Consider the following 19517-nt stretch of genomic DNA (forward strand, 5'->3'; position numbering starts at 1 on the left):
ACCCCTTTTTGTTCACAAAAAGGGGTTTCCCCCGGTTCTCTTCTCTCCCCTCTCACTCTTACTCTTCGTCGATATACCGGCGCACGATGTCGCCGTAGGCGTCGATCCTGCGGTCGCGCAGGAAGGGCCAGTGGGTGCGGGTGGTGTCCACCTTTTGGGGGTCGATCTCGGCCAGGATGATCTCTTCGAGCACGGTGGAGGCTTCCGCGATGATGGTTCCCATGGGGCCGCAGACGAAGCTCGATCCCCAGAATTCCAGGCCGTCGCCGCCGGATGGCGGGATTTCGTGCCCCACGCGGTTGACGCTGGCCACATAGCAGCCGTTGGCGATGGCGTGGGAGCGCTGGATGGTCATCCAGGCCTCGCGCTGTTCGGTGCCGTACTGGGCCTTTTCGGAGGGGTGCCAGCCGATGGCCGTGGGGTAGAAGAGGATGTCCGCGCCGCGCAGTGCGGTGAGGCGCGCGGCCTCGGGGTACCACTGGTCCCAGCAGATGAGGGTTCCGATGGGTCCCACGGGGGTGTCGAAGCGCTTGAAGCCCAGGTCGCCGGGGGCGAAGTAGAACTTCTCGTAGAAAAGCGGGTCGTCGGGGATGTGCATCTTGCGGTAGACGCCGATCAGGTTCCCGTCGGGACCGGCCACTGCCAGGGAGTTGTGGTAGAGCCCGGCGGCGCGGCGCTCGAAGAGCGGGACGACCACGGTGGCCCTGGCGTCCTTGGCGGCCTGGGCCAGGGCCTGGGTGGTGGGTCCGGGGATGGGCTCGGCCAGGGCGAAGTGGGCGTGGTCTTCGGTCTGGCAGAAGTAGGGCGTGGCGAAGAGTTCGGGCAGGCAGACCAGGGACGCGCCCTGTCTTCCGGCCTCGCGCACGAGGTCGGCGGCCTTCTCGACGGAGGCCCGGGTCGTGTCGGCCGGGGCCATCTGGACCAGGGCCAGGGTGTAGGGCTTGTGATGGGGCATGGCGATTCCTTGTTGGGTCTTGAGTCCTGCGATGTAGCGTGGGGCGCGCGGCTAGGCAAGGCCGAGCCGCGCCATGCCGTCCCAGGCCAGACGCAGGGCCACCAGCACGAGCAGCGCGCCCAGCACGCGCATGGTCCACACGTAGCCCGGCCCCGAGAGGAATCGCGCGAAGCGCCCCGAGAGCCAGGCCACGGCCAGGTTGGCGCCCAGGAGAAGGGCGTAGAACGAGCCCAGGAAGGCCGCGCAGGCCGCGCCGGAGGCGTGCCAGGCCGTGAGCGTGGTGGGCGCTCCCACGGTGGCCCAGAAGAGGATCATCTTGGGATTGAGGATGTTGGTGGCCACGCCCTTGCGCCAGGAGCGGGCCGTGCCGGGGTCCACGTCCAGGCTGGCGGGGCCGCTTCGCAGCGCGCCCAGGCCGAAGCGCAGCACCACCAGCGCGCCCGCCAGGGACAGGACGCCCATCACCCAGGGCTGGCCCGAGAGGGCGTCCAGGGCCAGGATGCAGGCCAGCATCACGGGCAGGTCCGAGAACAGGGGGGCCATGCCCACCTTGGCCCCCTCGCGGGGGCCGTGGGTGATGGTCTGCAGGCAGATGAGCGCCTGGAGCGGCCCGGGCGTGAGCCCGGCGGCAAGGCCCAGGGCCGCGCCGACGGCCAGGAATGCGAGGATGTCGTGCATGGGCGGTTTCATCCCGGAACGGGAGGTGTTAAAGACAGCACCGGACGCCGCTTGTCAAGGGCGCACCCGACGTGATGGGAGAAGGCATGGACCAGACTACCGTAAAACCGCTGGCGTTCGGCTGGCGGGGCGTCCAGGGCTGGCTGGACGAGCACGTGCTCCACGAGAGCGGCCTCGTCCAGGCGCTGGCCTGCCTGGCGGCCCTGGCTCTGGGGCTTCTTGCGGCGCGGGCGTTGGGGCGCTTCCTGGCCACCAAGGTGCAGGGCCGCGAGCAGCTGCGCCTGTGGGTTTCGCAGCGGCTGCCGGGTTTTCTGGCCCCGCTGGCTATGCTCCTGGCCCTGCGGGTGGTGCAGGCGGTCTCCGAGGCCTGGGACTGGCCCGCCATGGTCACGGGGATCGGGCTCAAGGTGGCGGAGGCGTGGCTGGTGATCCAGTTCTTCGCGTCGCTGCTGCTGCCGCATGGCTGGACGCGCCTGGTGACGGTGCTGGTGGTGGGCCTCTACGCCCTGGAGGGCGCGGGGGCGCTGGACCCGCTGGTGAACTACCTGGACGGCCTGGCGCTCAGCTTCGACAATGAGCGGCTCTCGCTGCTGGAAGTGGTGAAGGCCATGCTCCTGCTGGCCGTGATGCTGCCGCTCACCAACAAGATATGCGCCTTCCTGGAGGCGGCCCTGGAGCGGCTGGCGGACGTGAAGCCCCGGGTGCGCGTGCTTGTGTCCAAGCTCACCAAGATAGCGCTCTATGCGATGTCCATCATCTCGGCGCTCGATCTGGTGGGCATCAACGTGCACATGCTCACGGTGTTCAGCGGCGCGGCGGGCCTGGGCATCGGCTTCGGCCTGCAGAAGGTGGTCTCCAACCTGGTGAGCGGGGTGATCCTGCTGCTGGACAACTCCATCAAGCCCGGAGACGTGATCGAGGTGGGCGGCGTCTACGGCTGGGTGGATTCCATGAACGCGCGCTACGCCTCCATGGTCACGCGCGACGGCAAGGCGTTCCTGATCCCCAACGACGAGCTCGTCGCCAACAAGGTGGTCAACTGGTCCTACACGGGGTCCAGCGTGCGGGTGCGCATTCCCGTGGGGGTGGCCTACGCCACGGACCTCAAGCTGGCCTCGGAGCTGATGCTCAAGGCCTGCGAAGGCCAGGAGCGCGTGCTCACCAACCCCAAGCCCATGGTGCTCCTGCGGGAGTTCGGGGACAACGCCGTGCTTCTGGAGCTGCGCATGTGGGTGGACCACCCGGAACGCGGCCTGGCCAAGGTGTCCAGCGCGGTGCAGATGGGCATCTGGGAGGCGTTCAAGGCGCGCGGCGTGGAGTTCCCCTTCCCCCAGCGCGACCTGCACGTGCACTCTCCCCTGCGCGTGGTGGTGGACCGCCCCCTGCCGGGGGAAGACCCGGACTGAGCGTCGGAGCGGACCTCGCGACGGACGCCGCAGCACGGACAAGCGGGGCGAACGGGCGCGGAGGGCGCACCCCGTCGTTCGGCGTCGCAGGACGCCAGGGCGTTTTGCGGACGGGCGCGCGGTCAGGGCAGGAAGGGGGCGCGGCCCCGCGCGGCGAGAACCTCCCGCGCCAGGGTAGACCACACGGCGTCCGGCTCCCAGACCTCCAGCACGTCCACGCGGGCCTTTTCGGGGGAATAGCCTTCGCGCAGCACGCGGTAGAGCGCGCAAAACAGCGAGGCGCGCCAGTTCTTGGCGCAGTGCACCAGGACGTGCCCCGCGCGCCGGGGGGCGAGCCAGGCCTCGAAGGCCTGGAAGTCGGCGGACTCCGGCGCGTCCCAGTTGACGGGAATCCAGGCGAAATCCAGCCCCTCGGCGCGGCAGAGGTCCTCCTCGCCGGGCAGGTGCCCGGAGGAGGCCTCGGTGGCCAGGTTCACCACGGCCCGGAAGCCGCGCGCCGCCAGCAGGGGGAAGTGCCCGGACAGCGGCTGGCCCGCGCAGGCCAGCCGGTTGTCCAGGCGCACGAAGTTCAGGATGTCCGGGTCGGTCACGGGCCTGTCCTTTCCCCGGGGCGTCCTTTGGGGCGGTGGGGAGCGGGGTGCTGCATGCGCGGTCCCTTCACGGGGCGTCTTCCCGGGCGGGCGGGGGGCTCACTTGCCCAGGGCGGCCAGCTTGTCCAGGTCCAGCCTGTTGGCGGCGTCCAGCACCAGGGCGGCGTCGGCGGAGCCCGTCATGTGCAGCGACACCGCGAAGCGCGGGGCCACCATGAGCACGAGGTCCACCTCCTTGTCCTTGGTCCGGGTGAAGAGCGAGCCCCTGTAGCCTTTCACGCCGGCGGGCTTCACGCTCTCCTCGGTGGTTTCCATCTCCACCTGGCTCACGGCGGCGAAGGCGGCGGCCATGGCCGGGCCGCCGTCGTACACGGCGATCTCCAGGCGCATGTCGCCCTTGGAGAACTCCACCGAAGCCTCGCTGGCCTCCAGGGGCTGCTTCACCGTGGAGCCCGTCGGCGTTCCGGCCGTCCAGCCCGGCAGGGTCACGGACACGATGGGGAGGAGCGACTTGAAGTGGACGGGTTCGGCCAGGGCCGCCCCGGCCAGGAAGAGGCAGAGGGCGAGGGCGGCGGGGATGGATTTGCGCATGAGGCCTCCGGTTGGGGTTCGTGCGGACCATCCCAGAAAGCGGCGGCGAATTCAACCGCGCCCTTGCCCCGCAACGGGATTCGCTCTACGAGACCGGCATGCACGGACAGTCCATAACACTTCTCGTAGCGGACATCGGGGGCACCAACGCCCGCTTCGCCTTGTTCGACGCCTCCGGGGATGCCCTGACGCTCGCGGCCCAGGCGACGCTCCCCACGCAGGGGCAGGAGGGCTTCGCGTCCCTGGCGGGCCAGGGCCTGGAGGCCCTGGGCGCGCGCGAGGTCTCGGCGGCCGTGCTGGCTGCGGCCGGTCCCGTGGTGGGGGGGCGCTTCTGCCGCGCGCCCAACATCCCCTATCTGCTGGACCTGGACGCCCTGCCGGAGGGGCTACTGCCCGCTCGAACGCTCATGGTCAACGATTTCGCGGCCCAGGCCCACGGCTGCCGCCTCCTGGGCGAGGAGCGCTCCCTGGAGATCCTGCCCGGCCGCATGGACCGGAGCCTGACCCAGGCGGTGCTCGGTCCCGGAACGGGGCTGGGCAAGGCGGCGCTGGTCCCGGACGGACTGGGGGGCTATGTGGTGTGCGCCTCCGAGGGGGGACACGCCCTGTTTCCCTGCGACTCGGACGAGGAGTGGCGCTTCCGGGCCTTCGCCCTGGAGCGCCTGGGCGAGCCGCACCTGCGCCGCGAGGCCGTGGTGTCGGGGCCGGGCCTGGCGCTGCTCCACCATTTTTTGACCGGGGAGGAGCTTCCCGTGCAGGAGGCGGCCGCCCGGATGACCCCGGAGAGCCAGGTGACGCAGTGGTTCGCGCGCTTCCTTGGCCGCGCCTGCCGCGACTACGTGCTGGAGACGGCGGCGCGCGGCGGGCTTTTCGTGTCGGGCGGCGTGGCGGCGCGCAATCCGCTTCTGCTGGAACACCCGGCCTTCCGAGAGGAGTTTCTGACGAGCCCCACCATGGCGGAGCTGCTGGCCGGAGTGGCGGTGCGCCTGGTCACGGACCAGTCCGTGGGCCTGTGGGGCGCGGCGGCCCTTGCGCGGGGGCTCGCGGCCGCCTGATCCCCTCCTAGCCCCTCGCCTCCAGGTAGCGCCCCAGCCGGGCCAGCCCTTCCTCGATGTTCTCCACCGAGTTGGCGTAGGAGAAGCGCAGGTAGCCCTCGGCCCCGGGGCCGAAGTCCACGCCCGGGGTCACGCCCACCAGGGCCTTTTCCAGGATGTCCCGGGCCAGGCGCAGGCTGTCGGGGTCGATGTGCCGGGCGTCCACCAGCACGTAGAACGCGCCCTTGGGCTCCACCCGGGCCTTGAGCCCGAGCCGCGCCAGTCCGTCGATGAGCACCCGCCTGCGCCGCCCGTACTCCTCCACCATGCGGGCCACGTCGGCCCCGCACTCGTTCAACGCCGCAATGCCCGCCCACTGCGCCACGCTGCCCGCGCTGATGAAGAAGTTCTGCTGCAGGCGCTGCATGGCCGGGATGTAGCGCCGGGGCGCGATCACCCAGCCCAGCCGCCAGCCCGTCATGGCCCAGAGCTTGGAGAAGCCGTTGAGGACGAAACAGTCGTCCGTGAACTCCAGGGCCGAGCGGGCCTTCTCACCGTCGTAGGTGAGGCCGTGGTAGATCTCGTCGGAGACCGCCATGGCCCCCATGCGGCACATGGCCTCCAGGTGTCCTGCGGGGATGAGGGTCCCGGTGGGGTTGGAGGGGGAGTTGAGCACCACGGCGCGGGCCGGGGCCTGGGCCAGGGCCTGCTCCAGCGCGTCCGGGGTGAACTGGAAGCCGTCCTCGGGGCGGGTGGGCACGCGCCTGGGCCTGCCCCCGGCGTAGGTGATGAAGTTGGGGTAGCAGGCGTAGTGCGGGTCCGTGAGCAGGACCTCCTCGCCCCGGTGGATGAGCGCCGAGAACGTGAGGAGCATGGCCGGGGACGTGCCCGAGGTGACCACGATGCGCTCGGGGCTCACGTCCACGCCGTGGGCGCGCCGGTAGTGCCCGGCGATGGCCTCGCGCAGGGCGGGCAGGCCCAGGGAGTGGGTGTAGTGGGTCTGGCCGTCGCGGATGGCCTTTACGGCGGCCTCCTTGACCGGCTCGGGGGTGTCGAAGTCGGGCTCCCCGATCTGGAGGTGGACCACGTGCCTGCCCTGGCGCTCCAGGGCGCAGGCGCGCTCCAGGATGTCCATGACGATGAAGGAGGATATCTGGTCGCAGGCTGGATTGGGCATGGGGTGCTCCTTGGGAATCGGGCACATACGCAAGGAGGCGGAAAGGGGTCAAGCGGGTCTGCCTGGAAAAGACTTGCGCTGGTTTCCCGTGGCGTATATCGGCTGTGTGTGATGTGTGTCGATATGTCTGGTTTTATCAAGAACAATTTGCAGATAGTGGTGTGATGTAATCGGTCAATCGTTCGCAGTCAGGAGGGAGTATGGCGAAATTCCGACGGAATTACGGCGTGCGCCTGGTCTGTTGCGCGCTGGTCCTGTCGGCGTGCGCGTGGGGCTGCGCCCGCAAGAACCACGGCGCGGTGACCTATGTGGAGGACAAGGCCTGGAGCGCCCGGACGCCCGCCCTGAGCCCCGGGCGCAACGCAACGCTGCTGGCTGCCGGGACGACGACGGAGCAGGAGGCCGGCGCTTTCGTGATCCCGGACAGGGACACGGTGGCCATCTTCCTGCGCAAGGCCTTCGTCTACGGATTTCCCGAGCTGAGCCTGAACAAGCGCTCCAAGCGCGGGGAGATCGCGGTGGTGGCCCGCGTCCTCGAACTCGGCCCCGGCGGCGACGCGGACTACACCGAGACCGCGCCCGAGTCCGGCCGTCTGGTCTACTACAGCGACGACGTGGCCCAGGGCCAGGTGCTCAACCTCAAGAACGTGCCCGTGCGCATGCCCAGGCTCTACACGGGACACCCCCTGCTGCTCCAGGCCTACGTCTTCGAGCTCGACGGCACGCCCCCCTGGCTCAAGCCCCTGCTGCACGGCGCGACCACCCTCGGGGCCACCGCCGCGCCGGAGGCCGCCGTGGCCCTCAAGCTTCTGGACACCCTGGGGGCCGCGCTCATCAAGGACCGTCACGACGACGTGATCTTCAGCTTCACCATGGCCTTCATGCCCGTGGGCGTGGACGCCCGGCACGGCATGCCCGTGCTCAAGGCCGGGCGTTTCGCCCTGGTGCGCGACGAGCACCGCGACCCGCGAAGCATGCTCGACCGCAACCTGGGCTTCGACGCCTACGGCGAGCTCTACCGCTGCACTCCCGGCTCCGGCGAATCCTGTGACTCGGCCACGATTCCAAAAAACACCAATTATTTTCACGACGACACCTACCTGGTGTTCGACGTGGTGAAGGGCCTCAAGGCCGCCCCGGACTCCTTCCAGGAGACCACTTTCGGCCAATACCTCGACAAGCTGCGCAAAACCTACGTCCAGCGTTCCGCCTACTTCACCAGCCTGATCGACTCCATGACCGGCCAGATCGATTCCGCGCGGCGCGTGGAACGGGCCAGGAACGAGATCAACTCCCTCACCGTCACGCCGCTGGATCAGGTCGCCGCCCGCACGGCCTGGACGGACGACCTCCTGGGCATCCTCTCCGGGCTGGCGGGCGAAGAGATCGCATGCAAGAAGGCCGCGGCGGAGGCAGCCAAAGCGGATCCCGCCAAGGCCGCCGCCAACCCCGCCCCCTGTCTGGCCACGATTCCAAAAAACACCAATTATTTTCACGACGACACCTACCTGGTGTTCGACGTGGTGAAGGGCCTCAAGGCCGCCCCGGACTCCTTCCAGGAGACCACTTTCGGCCAATACCTCGACAAGCTGCGCAAAACCTACGTCCAGCGTTCCGCCTACTTCACCAGCCTGATCGACTCCATGACCGGCCAGATCGATTCCGCGCGGCGCGTGGAACGGGCCAGGAACGAGATCAACTCCCTCACCGTCACGCCGCTGGATCAGGTCGCCGCCCGCACGGCCTGGACGGACGACCTCCTGGGCATCCTCTCCGGGCTGGCGGGCGAAGAGATCGCATGCAAGAAGGCCGCGGCGGAGGCAGCCAAAGCGGATCCCGCCAAGGCCGCCGCCAACCCCGCCCCCTGTCTGGCCACGGATGCCCTCGTGGAGCTGGCCCAGGCCTTGAACCGCCACCTCGCGGCCATGGGGAAAACGCTCCGGGTGACGCCAGCGGGTTTCTCGGACGAGGCGCAGATGGCGACGCTGCGCAGCCAGCTCATCCCCACGGACCGGAAGACGCCATGACGGCATGCTCCGCCCCCGGCCCAAGGCCGGGGGCGGAGCATGAACCGGCCGCTCCGGCGGCACTCTGCGAATGATGGGACGCGCCCGGCCCGCAAGGCCCGGGCGAACGCCGTGAACCGGCCGCCTTGCGCGGATACGGGCGGGAGGCCAAACCTCGGAGGTCGATTCCATGGGCAACGGCGGCGCGGCAAACGCGGCAGGCGCAGGCGTCTTCGAACTGGGGCTTTGCATGGCGGGGGCCATCTCCGCCGGGGCGTACACGGCGGGCGTGGTGGACTTCCTGCTGGAGGCGCTCAACGAGTGGCATGAGGTCAAGCAGGCCTATGTGACCAACCCCGACGAACCGGACCCGGAGAAGTGGATCTGGCGTCCCGAGGCCCCGGAACACGTACTCATGCACTCGGTGCGCCTCAAGGCGCTCACGGGGGCCTCGGCGGGCGGGCTCACGGCCGCCGTGGTGGCGGCCTCCCTCATGGACCAGTTCGCCCCCGTGCGCCGCGCATCCCCCGGCGACCCGACCCCCACCGGCAACATGCTCTACGACTGCTGGGTGCTCGGACCCGACATCCTCTACTTCCTCGACACCAAGGACCTCTCCGGAGGCCTCGTGCGCTCCGCCCTGGACTGCACGTGGCTCACGGGGTTCATCCGCGACAACCTCACGCCCCGGAAAGGCTCGCGGCGCAGGCCCTACCTGGCCGATCCCCTGCACCTGTTCCTGGCGGTATCCAACATGCGCGGCGTGCCCTACACGGTGAAGTTCGCCGGAGGCCGGGTCGAGGGGCACGAGATGATGCTCCACGCCGACTACCTCCAGTTCGTCCTGGGCGAGAGCCTCCCCGACCCGGACTCCGCGCTGGGCGAGAACTGGCTGCGTCTGGACCCCGGGGAACCCCGCGACTGGACATGGGACGCCTTCCGCACCGCCGCCCAGGCCACCAGCGCCATCCCCCTGGTGCTGCGCTACCAGACCTACGCCCGTGAATACGCGGACTACGAGGTCCGCAAGTGGGACATGGTCACCAGCCAGCGCTACGATCCTGCGGGCAAGGTGAAGTTCTTCGAAAAGAAGGAGGACCAGCTCATCCCCCACTGGGACCGGCTGGGGTGGAACACGGCCCCCGGCTACAAGTACAAGACCCTCCTCGTGGACGGCGGGCTCATGAACAACGAGCCCTTCGAGCTGGCGCGGCGCTGCGTGGCCGGGCCGGACAAGTTCAATCCCCGCGATCCCCGGGAGGTCCGGCGCGCCGTGCTGATGGTGGACCCCTTCCCCGTGGTGGGCGGCGACGCCAACGCCGACATCGATTCCTACGACAACAAGGAGATCCACTGGCTGGCGGGCAAGGTGATCACGGCGGCCAAGATGCAGGCCCGCTTCAAGCCCGAGGAGCTGCAGCTGGCCATGGACGGCGACGTCTACAGCCGCTTCCTTGTGGCCCCTTCGCGCGAAGGCCCCCACGCCGACGAGGCCCCCATCGCCTGCGGCAGCCTGGGCGGTTTCGGGGGCTTCCTGTCGCTCAAGTTCCGTCAGCACGACTTCCTGCTGGGCAGGCGCAACTGCCAGCGCTTCCTGGAACAGCACTTCTGCATCCCCTTCGCGGAGGCCCAGGCCAATCCACTCTTCGCCGCAAACAAGCAACATTTGAAGAATTTCGTGGAGCAGCGCGAGTTGGAGAGCGGAAGGAAAGAACCGGTGATCCCCATCCTGCCGGTGCTCGGCCGCGCCCATGAGCGGGCCGAGATGGACGGCTTCGCCTGGGAGACCCTGGCCTACGAGCGCGACAAGATGCCCGAACTGCTGGGCAAGGCGCGCACACGCCTCAAGGCCCTGGCCGAGTTGTACGTCTCCAGGGCGCCCTTCCCGGGCATCGCGCGCTGGGCCGTGAAGTGGCTGTTGGAGAAGAAGGTGTACGACAAGGTGGTCGCCTACGGCGAAGAGGTCCTGAAGAAAAAGCTGGGGGACTGCGGCTTGTAGGTTCGGCCCGGCGGCGCTATCCTGTCCGCCCCAAGGAGGGACGGACATGCACGAGGAATCGCTGGGCACGGTGATCCGCGACTACCTGACGGGCGAGGAACTGGAGGAGACCTCCTACGAGGAGTTCCGCCAGGCCCTCGCCCGTCTGCTGGTGGAGGAGCGGGGCTATCCCCGGGAGCGGCTGGCGGCCAAGATCGGGGTCTGCTTCCCCGTGGACGGGCAGGACTACACCCGCATGGTGGACCTCCTGGCCCGGGGGGCCGGGGGCGAGCCCTTGCTCCTGGTGATCTTCTGCTCGGGAGAGCCCGGCTCCTACCTGCGCGAGGCCCTGGCCGCAGCGCGCCTGCACGCGCCGCCCGCGCCCCTGGCCCTGGTCACGGACACCCGGAGCGCCGTGCTGGCCGCCGCGGCCTCGGGCGAGGTGCTGGGCTCGGGCATGGCCGCCGTGCCCCGCTACGACGACCTGGAGGCCCTGGCCCTTGCGCACCCCGTCCCGGCCGTGGCCGAGGACCGCCTGGAGCGCGAGCGGCGCATCCTCTACGCCTATTCCGAGATGCTCTCGGGCGGCTGCTGCCAGGGGGCCTGCCGCCCCAAGGCGCGTCCCTCCGGCAGAGGCTGATCCGGGCGCGACAGCCGATCCAGGCGGCGCGACGAAAAAAAGGCCGGACGCCCACGGGCATCCGGCCTTGGCTGTCGGCGCGGGCAGCGTTCTACACGGCGTCGGGGCCGGTCTCGCCGGTGCGGATGCGCACCACTTCCGCCACGGGCATCACGAAGATCTTGCCGTCGCCCACCTGTCCGGTCTGGGCGGCCTTGCGGGCGGCCTCCACCACCTTGGCGGCCATGGCGTCGTCCACCACGGTTTCGATCTTGACCTTGGGCACGAAGTCCACCTGGTATTCCGCGCCCCGGTAGATTTCCTTGTGGCCGCGCTGGCGTCCGAAGCCCTTGACCTCGGAGGCGGTCATGCCCGTGACGCCGATCTCGGTGAGGGCCTGCTTCACGTCTTCGAGCTTGTGGGGGCGGGTGATGATCTCTATGCGCTTCATGCCCGTGTACCTCGCTTATTCGTTGTAGGCGGCTTCGTTGTGCTCGGCCACGTCCATGCCCAGGCCCTCGGCGTCGGGCTGCATGCGCAGGCCCAGGAAGGCGTCCACGGCCTTGAGCAGGACGAAGCTCACCACGAAGGCATAGCCTCCCACGACCAGGATGCCAAGGCCCTGCACGCCAAGTTGCGCCGCATTGCCGAAAAAGAGACCGTCGGCCCCGGCGGGGTTCACGGCCTTGCTGGCGAACAGCCCGGCCATGAGCGTGCCGATCAGGCCGCCCAGGCCGTGGATGCCCACCACGTCCAGGGAGTCGTCGAAGCGCAGCCGGGCCTTGAGCACCACGGCGAAGTAGCAGCACAGCCCGGCGACGAGGCCGATGAGCACCGCGTGGTTGGGCCCCACGAACCCGGCCGCCGGGGTGATGGTGGCCAGGCCCGCCACCGCGCCCGAGGCCGCGCCCAGTGTGGTGGGCTTGCCCTGGTAGAGCCACTCCACGGCCACCCACATGGCCATGCCCGCCATGCCGCCCAGGTGCGTGGAGACGAAGGCCGTGCCCGCCAGGGCGTCGGCCGCCAGGGCCGAGCCGCCGTTGAAGCCGAACCAGCCGAACCAGAGCAGGCCCGTGCCCAGGAGGGTCATGGGAAGGTTGTGGGGGAAGAACTGCCTGCGCCCGTGGTCCTGGCGCGCGCCGATCACCATCACGGAGGCCAGGGCCGCCGCGCCGCAGGTGAGGTGCACCACCAGGCCGCCCGCGAAGTCCAGCACGCCCATTTCCTTCAGGAAGCCGCCCTGGCCCCACACCCAGTGGCACACCGGGTTGTACACCAGCACGGCCCAGGCCACGCTGAAAACGGCGAAAGGCGCGAAGCGCACCCGCTCCGCGAAGGCCCCGGTGATGAGCGCCGGGGTGATCACCGCGAACATGCACTGGTAGATCATGAACACCGAGTGGGGGATGGTGGGGGCGTACTCGGAGGGGGCCGCGCCCACGCCCGCAAGGCCTGCCCAGGCGAGGCTTCCGGTCACGCCCGCCACGTCGGGGCCGAAGCTCATGGAATAGCCCAGGTAGACCCACTCGATGGAGATGAGCGAGATCATCATGAAGCTCTGCATGATGGTGCCCAGCACGTTCTTGCGCCGGACCATGCCGCCGTAGAACAGGGCCAGGCCCGGCGTCATGAGGAGCACCAGGGCCGCGCTGACGAGGATGAACGCGGTGTCGCCCGCCTGGATCATGGAAACGCCTCCCGAGTCTGTCGGCAGGGCCGGAAGGGCCGCACGCGCGCCGGAAAACGCGCCCGATGCGCGGTCTCCGCCCTTCTTTTCCGCCTGGACGCCCGGAAGGTGCGCTCCAGAGGGGCCATGGTCCGTGGATTGCCGTGGAATCAGCGGCTTGCAGGATGACAAATTTGTTGCCGCAGAAAACCGCCGGAGCGTTCTTAACAATATTGTATGTAGCTCGCAAGGGGTCGCCTGGATGTTCTTTTCAAAAATGAACATTTGTGACGAAAATAAAGGGTTTCCGGTGCGCAAAATGTCGAACGGGGTGGCTGCCGGGCGTGCGGGGCGGGATGGTGATTCCCGACCGGAACGAGACGGTAGGCCGATTCTCCGGATTTTGGGAATTCGCGCGCGACAGGCGGCGCAGCCGCAAGTGACTTGTCAGCCAGGGTTGATGCCCTTCGCGGGGAGGCTCGACGGACCGATCGGAAGACGATCCGCCGAGCCTCCCCGCGAAAGGCATCAACCCTGGCAACGTAGTCGTACCCGGTGAAGCCCGCGAAGCAAAAAGGGATTCCATAAGGGCGTAGCCCTTTTGCCGCCGGAGACATATCCCCGTTTGCCCAACCGTTCCTCCCTGCCGTCTCTCCCGCCGTCGCGAAGCGGAGAGGGAGTGCGGAGGGCGTAGCCCTTTGGCCGTAGGCTTCTTCCCCGCCCGCCCCACCTCCCGCCGCCATGAAGCACACGCCGTATCCAGCATACGAAACGCCCGCCGACTGTCCTTGATGGGGACCGGCGGCGGGCGCGAAAAGCAACGGGCAGGCGTCGTCACCTGCCCGGGATTCGGGGCGGGCTAATGGAAGCGCTCGCCCCGCACGACATCGGGCGCGGGACGCAACTCTTCCGGGTCATGGTTGAGCACGGCGAGCATCTCATGGATCTTCTCCTCGTCCACCTGCTCGCACATGGAGAGGAACCGGTTGAGGTCGATGTCGGCGTAGACGAGGAACTCGTCCGCGCCCTCCTTGCGCAGCACGCCCACGCGGCGCGTCTCCTCGTCGTAGGCGTAGCGGTCGCCGAGGATCTCCACGGCGTAGCCCTTGAGCATGGCGCGCAGCACCGTCAGGGCGTTGAATGTCTGGTTTGCGAACATGTCTGGTTCCTTGGAAAGGCGACCTGAAAGGTCTCGTATGTTTCTCATGAGGTAGGTCCGGCCGGGCGCGCGTCAAGACTCAGGTCCAGCTCGCCGGGGCGGTCGTGTGCAGGCAGGGCAGGCCGGTCCGGGCAGGGCCGGGCACGGCCGGGTGCAGCCGGGTGTGATCGGGTGTGACCGGGTGTGACCGGGCACGGCCGGGTGTACCCGGGTTTCGGAACCCTTCGAGACGCGATGCGATTGCCCCTTGCCTTCCCCCCCGCGTTGACGCAGGGAGGATCGATCGGCCCTGTCCACGCCCGCCGGGATGGAGCGGGACAGAGGGGCCGGACGAGGAGAACGTCAACGTGGGACCACGCGGTCCCTCAAGGAGTGCGGCATGAAAAGACGCGGCTTCATCGCGGCGGCGGGAGCCCTGGCCCTGGGCCTGGGGACGGCTCCGGCCCTGGCCCAGCAGGGGGGCGCGGCCCTGCCCGCCCCGGCCCTGCCCGGCGGCAAGACCCTGGAGGCGGCTCTGCGCGCCCGTCAGAGCGTGCGCGAATACGCGGACAAGGACATCGCCCCGGACATCCTGGCCGGGATTCTCTGGGCCGCCTGCGGCGTGAACCGCCCGGACTCGGGCAGGCGCACCGCGCCCAGCGCCCACAACCGCCAGGAGGTTTCGGTGTGGGCGGCCAAGGCCGACGGCCTCTTCCTGTACGACCCCAAGGCCAACGCGTTGGTCCGCAAGGCTGGTGAAGACCTGCGCGCTCTCACGGGGACCCAGTCCTTCGCGGCCAAGGCCCCCCTGAACCTTGTCTACGTGGCCGACGTGGAGAAGGCGGCGGGCAAAACGGACGAGGAGAAACTGAACTTCGCCTGGGCCGACACCGGGTTCGTGAGCCAGAACGTCTACCTCTACTGCGCGGCCATGGGCCTGGGCACGGTGGTGCGCGCGAGCATCGACGCGCCCGCGCTCTCCAAGGCCATGGGCCTGGGCGCGTCACAGCGGGTGATCATGGCCCAGAGCGTGGGCTGGCCCAAGGGGTAGTCGGGCACGGCAAGGCGGCCGGGACGACGCCTCGCGCCCGGTCCGGCCGTCGCGGCCGTGGACGGGCAGGGTCCGACGCCTCGCCCCCGGTCCGGCCGTCGCGTCCCGTCCGGGCCGCCGCTGGCGGCCGTGTGCGGGCAGGTCCAGGTGTGACGGCCTTCCGCCAGGGCGAGGGTGGGGCGGTAAGGGCGGCCCTTCGGCCGCGCGGGGTCACTCCTCGTCAGTGGCGATGCAGTCGTTGGGGCAGTAGGCGATGGCCTGGCGGACCTGGTCCTCCGGGCCTTCGTCGGCCTTGAGGATGGGGCGATCCACGCTCTGGTCCATGTCGAAGAGGTCCGGCGCGACCTCGGCGCAGGCCCCGCAACCGTGGCAGGGCACGAGGTCGAGGTAGACGGGGATGAGGGGCTTGTCGGTCATGGGGGCTCGCTTTGCGGTTGCCCGCCCATCGGGCGGGGGCTATGACGGGCTGACCGGCGAGGAGTAAGACCCGCCGCAACCCCTGTCAACGCGCGGCCATCCATGATCTGCAACAAATGCGGCCGGGAAAACCCCGACGAGGCCCTCGCCTGCGAGGCGTGCGGGCACAAGCTCCAGTCCGGCCGCGCCCCCGGCGGGCCGGGCGCGCGTGGCCTGGAGCCGCTTCCCCTGCTCACCGGGCGAGACCCCCTGGACGCGCGGCGCGCCGCCCGCCTGCGCGAGGCCTGGGCCGTGGCCCTGGCCGTCACTTTTGGCTGGCTGGGCTTCTCCCTGGCGGAGACGGTCTGGCCGGTCTTGGCCCTGGGCGCGCTGGCCGCCGCCTGGGCCCTGCTGCGCGGCATCACCTGGAGGGATTGAACCAGAGCAACCTCGCCCGCCCAGACACCGAGGCAATTCCCATCCAGCTCCAGCCGGCGGTACTGTTTGCGGCGAGGTGACGAAGCCTGTTGCCGAAATTCTTACGAAGTCTTACATGGTGTGCATGGCGCGCATTGAATGGACAAGCAAGGCACTCAGGCAGTTGAAGTCCATTGACGTTCGAGACAGGGCATCAATCCACGCTGCAGTAGGCGAGCTAGCTCACTGGCCCAATTGTCGAGGCGTGAAAGCTCTGACAGCGCGTGCCGGATATCGTCTGCGTGTGGGCCGTTACCGGGTTTTGTTTCTCGTGATTGATGAGACTCCCCGTGTGATCAAGGTCCAGGAGGTCATGAAGCGCAATGAACGTACCTATTAATCACCAGATCATTTCCGGGGCGGACGGGGTTCCTCTTTTCGCGGTCATCCCCTGGAACGAATACAAGGAGGCTTTCGGAGGCAGGCCCGACGAGGCAGTCCTGATCCCTCACGAGGTGGTGGGGCTGCACGCAGTGCAGGGCCTTAGTCTGGTCCGCGCTTGGCGGGAATACCTGGGCCTGACCCAGGAGGAGGTGGCCCGCCGCATGGATGTCTCCCGCCCCGCCTATGCCCAGATGGAAGCTCCCGGCGTGCGGCCCCGCGTGACCACTCTCAGGAAAATCGCCAAGGCGCTGGGCGTGGAGTGGGAGCAGCTGCGCGAAGAGTAGGCATCATTTACGTTAGCGTTTGAACAAACACTTGGCGACTACTTCATGTACTGTGTTTTGGAAGTGAGTGGTCGGCCAGGAGTTGTTGACAACCAAGCTTCTGCATACGGGAATCAACCTGGTTGTCTTGTCCACGATGGGGACACGCAGAGAGATGATGCAACCAAGAGTTCTTTCGTCTCTTGGTTCCCGCCAGTACTTTTTGTTCTTGTCGATAAAGTTTATGCAGTACTCCTCGACCATTTCGAGGGGGTTCTGTCGGCTTGAATATTCAAGAAATCCAAGTCTCGGATTGACTTCGGTGTCGATTGATATCGCTGCGTACCCGTACGCATTTGTATCTTCTTCAACGTATCTTTTTTGCAGTTGACTGAGCGCCTGTTTTATTGTGCTCCGTGTGTTTTTTCGCTTCTGATCCTTTTGCATTCGATGAAGATGGGCTTATTGTTGATTCTAGATTTGACATCTGCAACCGTATCGAAAGAAACAAAATTGCCTGCTTGAGCGATTTTGCTCGCGATGTATAGCTCAAAGGCTGTTTCGCGGCTTGATTTCTTTCCAGACTCCTTGGTCAGCAGCTCTTGGCCAGTAGCAAGCTGCTTAAGTTTTATCTTGATATCGTCTGTGTCGAATGAGTTGAGGCGAGATGTATTTCCGTTAAGTCGTCTAGCTCGACCACCATGTTGAAGTGGTATGTTGGGTCGTTAAGCTTGAAGTCTTCATATTTGTTTTTCTTCCATCTGGTTAGCAGTTCGGCCATATCGCGTCTGTATTTTTCAAGTCTTGTGTTGGCTGTCTGTACGCCGAGAGAGTTGATCCATTCCAGGGCGCGCTCCATGTCAAGGAGTACTTGTTCATAGCTTCGCGTATTAATGCCGGAAGACATCAGTGTGTCCAGTGGCATGTTGCAGTCGTCGTGTTGACGGATGTTGATGATCAAGGCGTTGGTACGAGTGTTTAGGTCATAAGAGACCCAGCAGCTCCTCCGGCCTGTCGATGAAGAGCCTCCCGCCCTCGGCCTCCAGGGTGCGCCGTTCCCTGAACCCCCAGGTGGCCCCCACGGGGGTCATGCCCGCGTTCAGGGCGCAGCGCACGTCCATGGGCGAATCGCCCAGGAAGAGGCAGTCCGCCGGTTCGACTCCCAGGATGGCGGCCGCGTGGAGCGCCCCGGCCGGGTCGGGCTTGCGCGGGAAGCGCTCCGTCTCGCCCAGCACCGCGCCCCAGGTCCAGGCCCCGAAGTAGTCGCGCACGGTGATCTGGCAGAAGGGGTCGGGCTTGTTGGAGACCACGGCCATGGGCACGCCCCGGACGGTCAGGGCGTCCAGAAGCTCCGGGATGCCGGGATAGGGCCGGGTCTTGCCCGCCAGGCGCGATTCGTACTCCCCGCGCATGACGGACAGGGCGCGCGCGAGCTCCTCTTCGTCGGCCTCCGGGGGCAGGGCGCGGCGCACGAGCATGGCCACGCCGTCGCCCACGAACTGCTTGTAGCGCTCCACGGGGTGCGTGGGGCGGCCCAGGGCGGCCAGGGTGGCGTTGCCAGCGTCGGCCAGGTCCTCCAGGGTGTCCAGAAGGGTTCCGTCCAGGTCGAAGAGCACGGCGCGGGGCATGGGGCCTCTCTATTTGTGGTAGAGCTTGATCTGGTTGGTGAAGCGCGTGGTCTGGCCCGGGGTGGGCTGCCCGGCGGTGATCACCACGGAGTCTCCGGGGGCGAATTCGGGCGATTCGGCCACGAAGCGTTCGGCGCGCTTCATGTGGCTCTCGTCGGTCTTGTCCACCAGGCGCGGCTGCACGCCCCAGACGAAGTTCATGTGGTGGATCACGCGCGGGTCCAGGGTGAGGGCGTAGATGGGCAGCTCGGGGCGGCGCGAGGAGATCAGCCGGGCGGTGGTTCCCGCCAGGGAGTGGCTCACCAGGGCCTTGGACTCGGCGTTGTCGGCCAGGATGCAGGCGGAGTAGGCCAGATACTTGGCCGGGTTCTTCTCCTTCTTGGGGGCGTAGGGCCCCTGGATGCGCTCCAGGTAGTACTTCACGGCGTTGTCGGAGATTTCGCGCATGTAGGCCACGGCTTCAACGGGGAAGTCGCCCACGGCGGTCTCCTCGGAGAGCATCACGCAGTCGGCCCCGTCCAGGATGGCGTTGGCCACGTCGGTGGATTCCGCCCGGGTGGGGATGGGGTTCTTCACCATGGAGAGCAGCATCTGCGTGGCCACGATGGCGGGCTTCTGGGCGTGACGGCAGGCGCGGATGATGCGCTTCTGGATGATGGGCAGTTCGGAGATGGGGCACTCGGTGCCCAGGTCGCCCCGGGCCACCATCACCACGTCGGTGACGGCCAGGATCTCCTCCAGGTTGTCCACGGCGTTCTGTCGCTCCAGCTTGGCCACCACGGGAACCCAGGTGTCGTGACGCTTGATCTCGTCCTTGATGTGGCGGATGTCGCCCGCGTTCTGCACGAAGGAGATGGCCACGGCGTCCAGGCCGATGTCCAGGCCTTCGTGGAGGTCCTTGATGTCCTTCTCGGTGAGGGCGGGCAGGGCGTGGTGCTTGCCGGGGAAGGCGATGCCCTTGCGCGAGGAGAGCACCCCCGCGTTGTGGGCCACCATTTCGTAGAGCCGGTCCTGCTTGAGGGCGCGGGTCACGTCGAACTGGAGCATGCCGTCGGAGAGGTTCACGGGCATGCCGGGCTGGAGCCCAGCCAGGAGCCCGGGCACGTCCAGGGGCACGAAGGCGCGTTCGTCGTCGCCGGGGTCCTCCTCGGGCAGGCCCAGGAGCAGGGTCTCGCCCTTGCCCACCTGGCGGGGGGCGTCCTTGATCTCGCCGATGCGGGTCTTGGGGCCGCAGAGGTCGCCCAGGGCGGTGAGGGGCTTGCCCAGTTCGGATTCCACGTCGCGGATGATGCGCACGACGGGCTCGAAGTCCGCAGCCACGGAGTGGGAGAAGTTGAGCCGGAAAATGCGCGCCCCGGCCAGGGCCAGGGCCTTGATGCGCTCGCGGGAGAGGGAGGCCGGCCCCAGGGTGGCGATGATCTTGGTGGTCATGGCTGTGCTCCGGTAAGGGTTCTTGGGCCGCTATACCGGAAGCCTTGGC

At 67.8% G+C, this 19517-nt stretch carries 21 protein-coding genes; 9 read left to right on the forward strand and 12 right to left on the reverse strand.

The features are described 5' to 3' along the window. Positions 1–58: 58 nt before the first annotated feature. A complete protein-coding gene (locus ACV4UX_RS05430; protein WP_491592305.1) occupies positions 59–955 on the reverse strand; it encodes a carbon-nitrogen hydrolase in 897 nt (298 codons plus the stop codon). A gap of 51 nt (positions 956–1006) precedes the next feature. Next, positions 1007–1633, reverse strand: coding sequence for a LysE family translocator (locus tag ACV4UX_RS05435; RefSeq protein WP_491592306.1), 627 nt, complete (start codon positions 1631–1633; stop codon positions 1007–1009). Positions 1634–1719: 86 nt separating this feature from the next. Here ACV4UX_RS05435 and ACV4UX_RS05440 point away from each other — a divergent pair, with 86 nt between their 5' ends. Beyond that, positions 1720–3039, forward strand: a complete 1320-nt coding sequence (locus tag ACV4UX_RS05440) for a mechanosensitive ion channel family protein (RefSeq protein WP_491592307.1) — start codon at positions 1720–1722, stop codon at positions 3037–3039. A gap of 122 nt (positions 3040–3161) precedes the next feature. On the opposite strand, the gene ACV4UX_RS05445 is transcribed toward ACV4UX_RS05440, so the two are convergent. Further along, the gene (locus tag ACV4UX_RS05445; protein WP_491592308.1) at positions 3162–3629 is read right to left on the reverse strand and encodes a protein tyrosine phosphatase family protein; all 468 of its coding nucleotides are present in this window, start codon (positions 3627–3629) and stop codon (positions 3162–3164) included. A 99-nt stretch (positions 3630–3728) separates the two neighbouring features. Next, positions 3729–4220 (reverse strand): hypothetical protein, encoded by a 492-nt coding sequence (locus ACV4UX_RS05450; RefSeq protein WP_491592309.1) that lies wholly within the window; start codon positions 4218–4220, stop codon positions 3729–3731. A 20-nt stretch (positions 4221–4240) separates the two neighbouring features. Here ACV4UX_RS05450 and ACV4UX_RS05455 point away from each other — a divergent pair, with 20 nt between their 5' ends. Next, complete coding sequence (locus ACV4UX_RS05455) at positions 4241–5275, forward strand: glucokinase (RefSeq protein ID WP_491592310.1); 1035 nt, start codon at positions 4241–4243, stop codon at positions 5273–5275. A 7-nt stretch (positions 5276–5282) separates the two neighbouring features. On the opposite strand, the gene ACV4UX_RS05460 is transcribed toward ACV4UX_RS05455, so the two are convergent. Next, complete coding sequence (locus ACV4UX_RS05460) at positions 5283–6431, reverse strand: pyridoxal phosphate-dependent aminotransferase (protein ID WP_491592311.1); 1149 nt, start codon at positions 6429–6431, stop codon at positions 5283–5285. A gap of 200 nt (positions 6432–6631) precedes the next feature. On the opposite strand from ACV4UX_RS05460, the gene ACV4UX_RS05465 reads away from it, so the two are divergent. From ACV4UX_RS05465 to ACV4UX_RS05475, 3 genes are all read left to right on the forward strand, one after another. Beyond that, a complete protein-coding gene (locus ACV4UX_RS05465; RefSeq protein ID WP_491592312.1) occupies positions 6632–8458 on the forward strand; it encodes a hypothetical protein in 1827 nt (608 codons plus the stop codon). 169 nt (positions 8459–8627) lie between these two features. Then, a complete protein-coding gene (locus ACV4UX_RS05470) occupies positions 8628–10436 on the forward strand; it encodes a hypothetical protein (RefSeq protein ID WP_491592313.1) in 1809 nt (602 codons plus the stop codon). Between the two features lie 46 nt (positions 10437–10482). Beyond that, entirely contained in the window at positions 10483–11055 is a 573-nt protein-coding gene (locus ACV4UX_RS05475) for a type I restriction endonuclease subunit R (protein ID WP_491592314.1), read from the forward strand. Between the two features lie 91 nt (positions 11056–11146). Here the strand turns inward: ACV4UX_RS05475 and ACV4UX_RS05480 are convergent, their stop codons facing one another. The 3 genes from ACV4UX_RS05480 to ACV4UX_RS05490 all read right to left on the reverse strand — a co-directional run bounded on the left by ACV4UX_RS05480 (position 11147) and on the right by ACV4UX_RS05490 (position 13859). Further along, positions 11147–11485 (reverse strand): P-II family nitrogen regulator, encoded by a 339-nt coding sequence (locus tag ACV4UX_RS05480; protein ID WP_491592315.1) that lies wholly within the window; start codon positions 11483–11485, stop codon positions 11147–11149. A 15-nt stretch (positions 11486–11500) separates the two neighbouring features. Further along, positions 11501–12721 carry an ammonium transporter gene (locus tag ACV4UX_RS05485; protein WP_491592316.1) on the reverse strand — a complete coding sequence of 407 codons (1221 nt, stop codon included), beginning with the start codon at positions 12719–12721 and terminating at the stop codon, positions 11501–11503. A gap of 838 nt (positions 12722–13559) precedes the next feature. After that, positions 13560–13859: a hypothetical protein gene (locus tag ACV4UX_RS05490; RefSeq protein WP_491592317.1), complete on the reverse strand. Its 300-nt coding sequence runs from the start codon at positions 13857–13859 to the stop codon at positions 13560–13562. A gap of 379 nt (positions 13860–14238) precedes the next feature. On the opposite strand from ACV4UX_RS05490, the gene ACV4UX_RS05495 reads away from it, so the two are divergent. Next, on the forward strand, positions 14239–14889 hold the full coding sequence (locus tag ACV4UX_RS05495) for a nitroreductase family protein (RefSeq protein WP_491592318.1): 651 nt from the start codon (positions 14239–14241) through the stop codon (positions 14887–14889). A gap of 210 nt (positions 14890–15099) precedes the next feature. Here the strand turns inward: ACV4UX_RS05495 and ACV4UX_RS05500 are convergent, their stop codons facing one another. Continuing rightward, positions 15100–15306: a ferredoxin gene (locus ACV4UX_RS05500; RefSeq protein ID WP_491592319.1), complete on the reverse strand. Its 207-nt coding sequence runs from the start codon at positions 15304–15306 to the stop codon at positions 15100–15102. A gap of 102 nt (positions 15307–15408) precedes the next feature. Here ACV4UX_RS05500 and ACV4UX_RS05505 point away from each other — a divergent pair, with 102 nt between their 5' ends. The 3 genes from ACV4UX_RS05505 (at position 15409) to ACV4UX_RS05515 (ending at position 16430) form a co-directional block, all read left to right on the forward strand. After that, positions 15409–15723, forward strand: coding sequence for a zinc-ribbon domain-containing protein (locus ACV4UX_RS05505; RefSeq protein WP_491592320.1), 315 nt, complete (start codon positions 15409–15411; stop codon positions 15721–15723). Between the two features lie 124 nt (positions 15724–15847). Continuing rightward, entirely contained in the window at positions 15848–16102 is a 255-nt protein-coding gene (locus tag ACV4UX_RS05510; protein WP_491592321.1) for a type II toxin-antitoxin system RelE family toxin, read from the forward strand. Continuing rightward, positions 16086–16430, forward strand: coding sequence for a helix-turn-helix domain-containing protein (locus ACV4UX_RS05515; protein ID WP_491592322.1), 345 nt, complete (start codon positions 16086–16088; stop codon positions 16428–16430). Before ACV4UX_RS05510 ends, ACV4UX_RS05515 begins: the two co-directional genes overlap by 17 nt. 607 nt (positions 16431–17037) lie before the next feature. On the opposite strand, the gene ACV4UX_RS05520 is transcribed toward ACV4UX_RS05515, so the two are convergent. The 3 genes from ACV4UX_RS05520 to pyk are packed head-to-tail and all read right to left on the reverse strand — an operon-like array spanning position 17038 to position 19468. Continuing rightward, on the reverse strand, positions 17038–17334 hold the full coding sequence (locus ACV4UX_RS05520; RefSeq protein ID WP_491592323.1) for a hypothetical protein: 297 nt from the start codon (positions 17332–17334) through the stop codon (positions 17038–17040). Positions 17335–17392: 58 nt separating this feature from the next. Continuing rightward, positions 17393–18037, reverse strand: a complete 645-nt coding sequence (locus tag ACV4UX_RS05525) for an HAD family hydrolase (protein WP_491592324.1) — start codon at positions 18035–18037, stop codon at positions 17393–17395. A gap of 9 nt (positions 18038–18046) precedes the next feature. Beyond that, positions 18047–19468, reverse strand: coding sequence for a pyruvate kinase (pyk, locus tag ACV4UX_RS05530; RefSeq protein ID WP_491592325.1), 1422 nt, complete (start codon positions 19466–19468; stop codon positions 18047–18049). Positions 19469–19517: the final 49 nt, after the last annotated feature.

This window comes from Fundidesulfovibrio sp. (genome assembly GCF_058402725.1).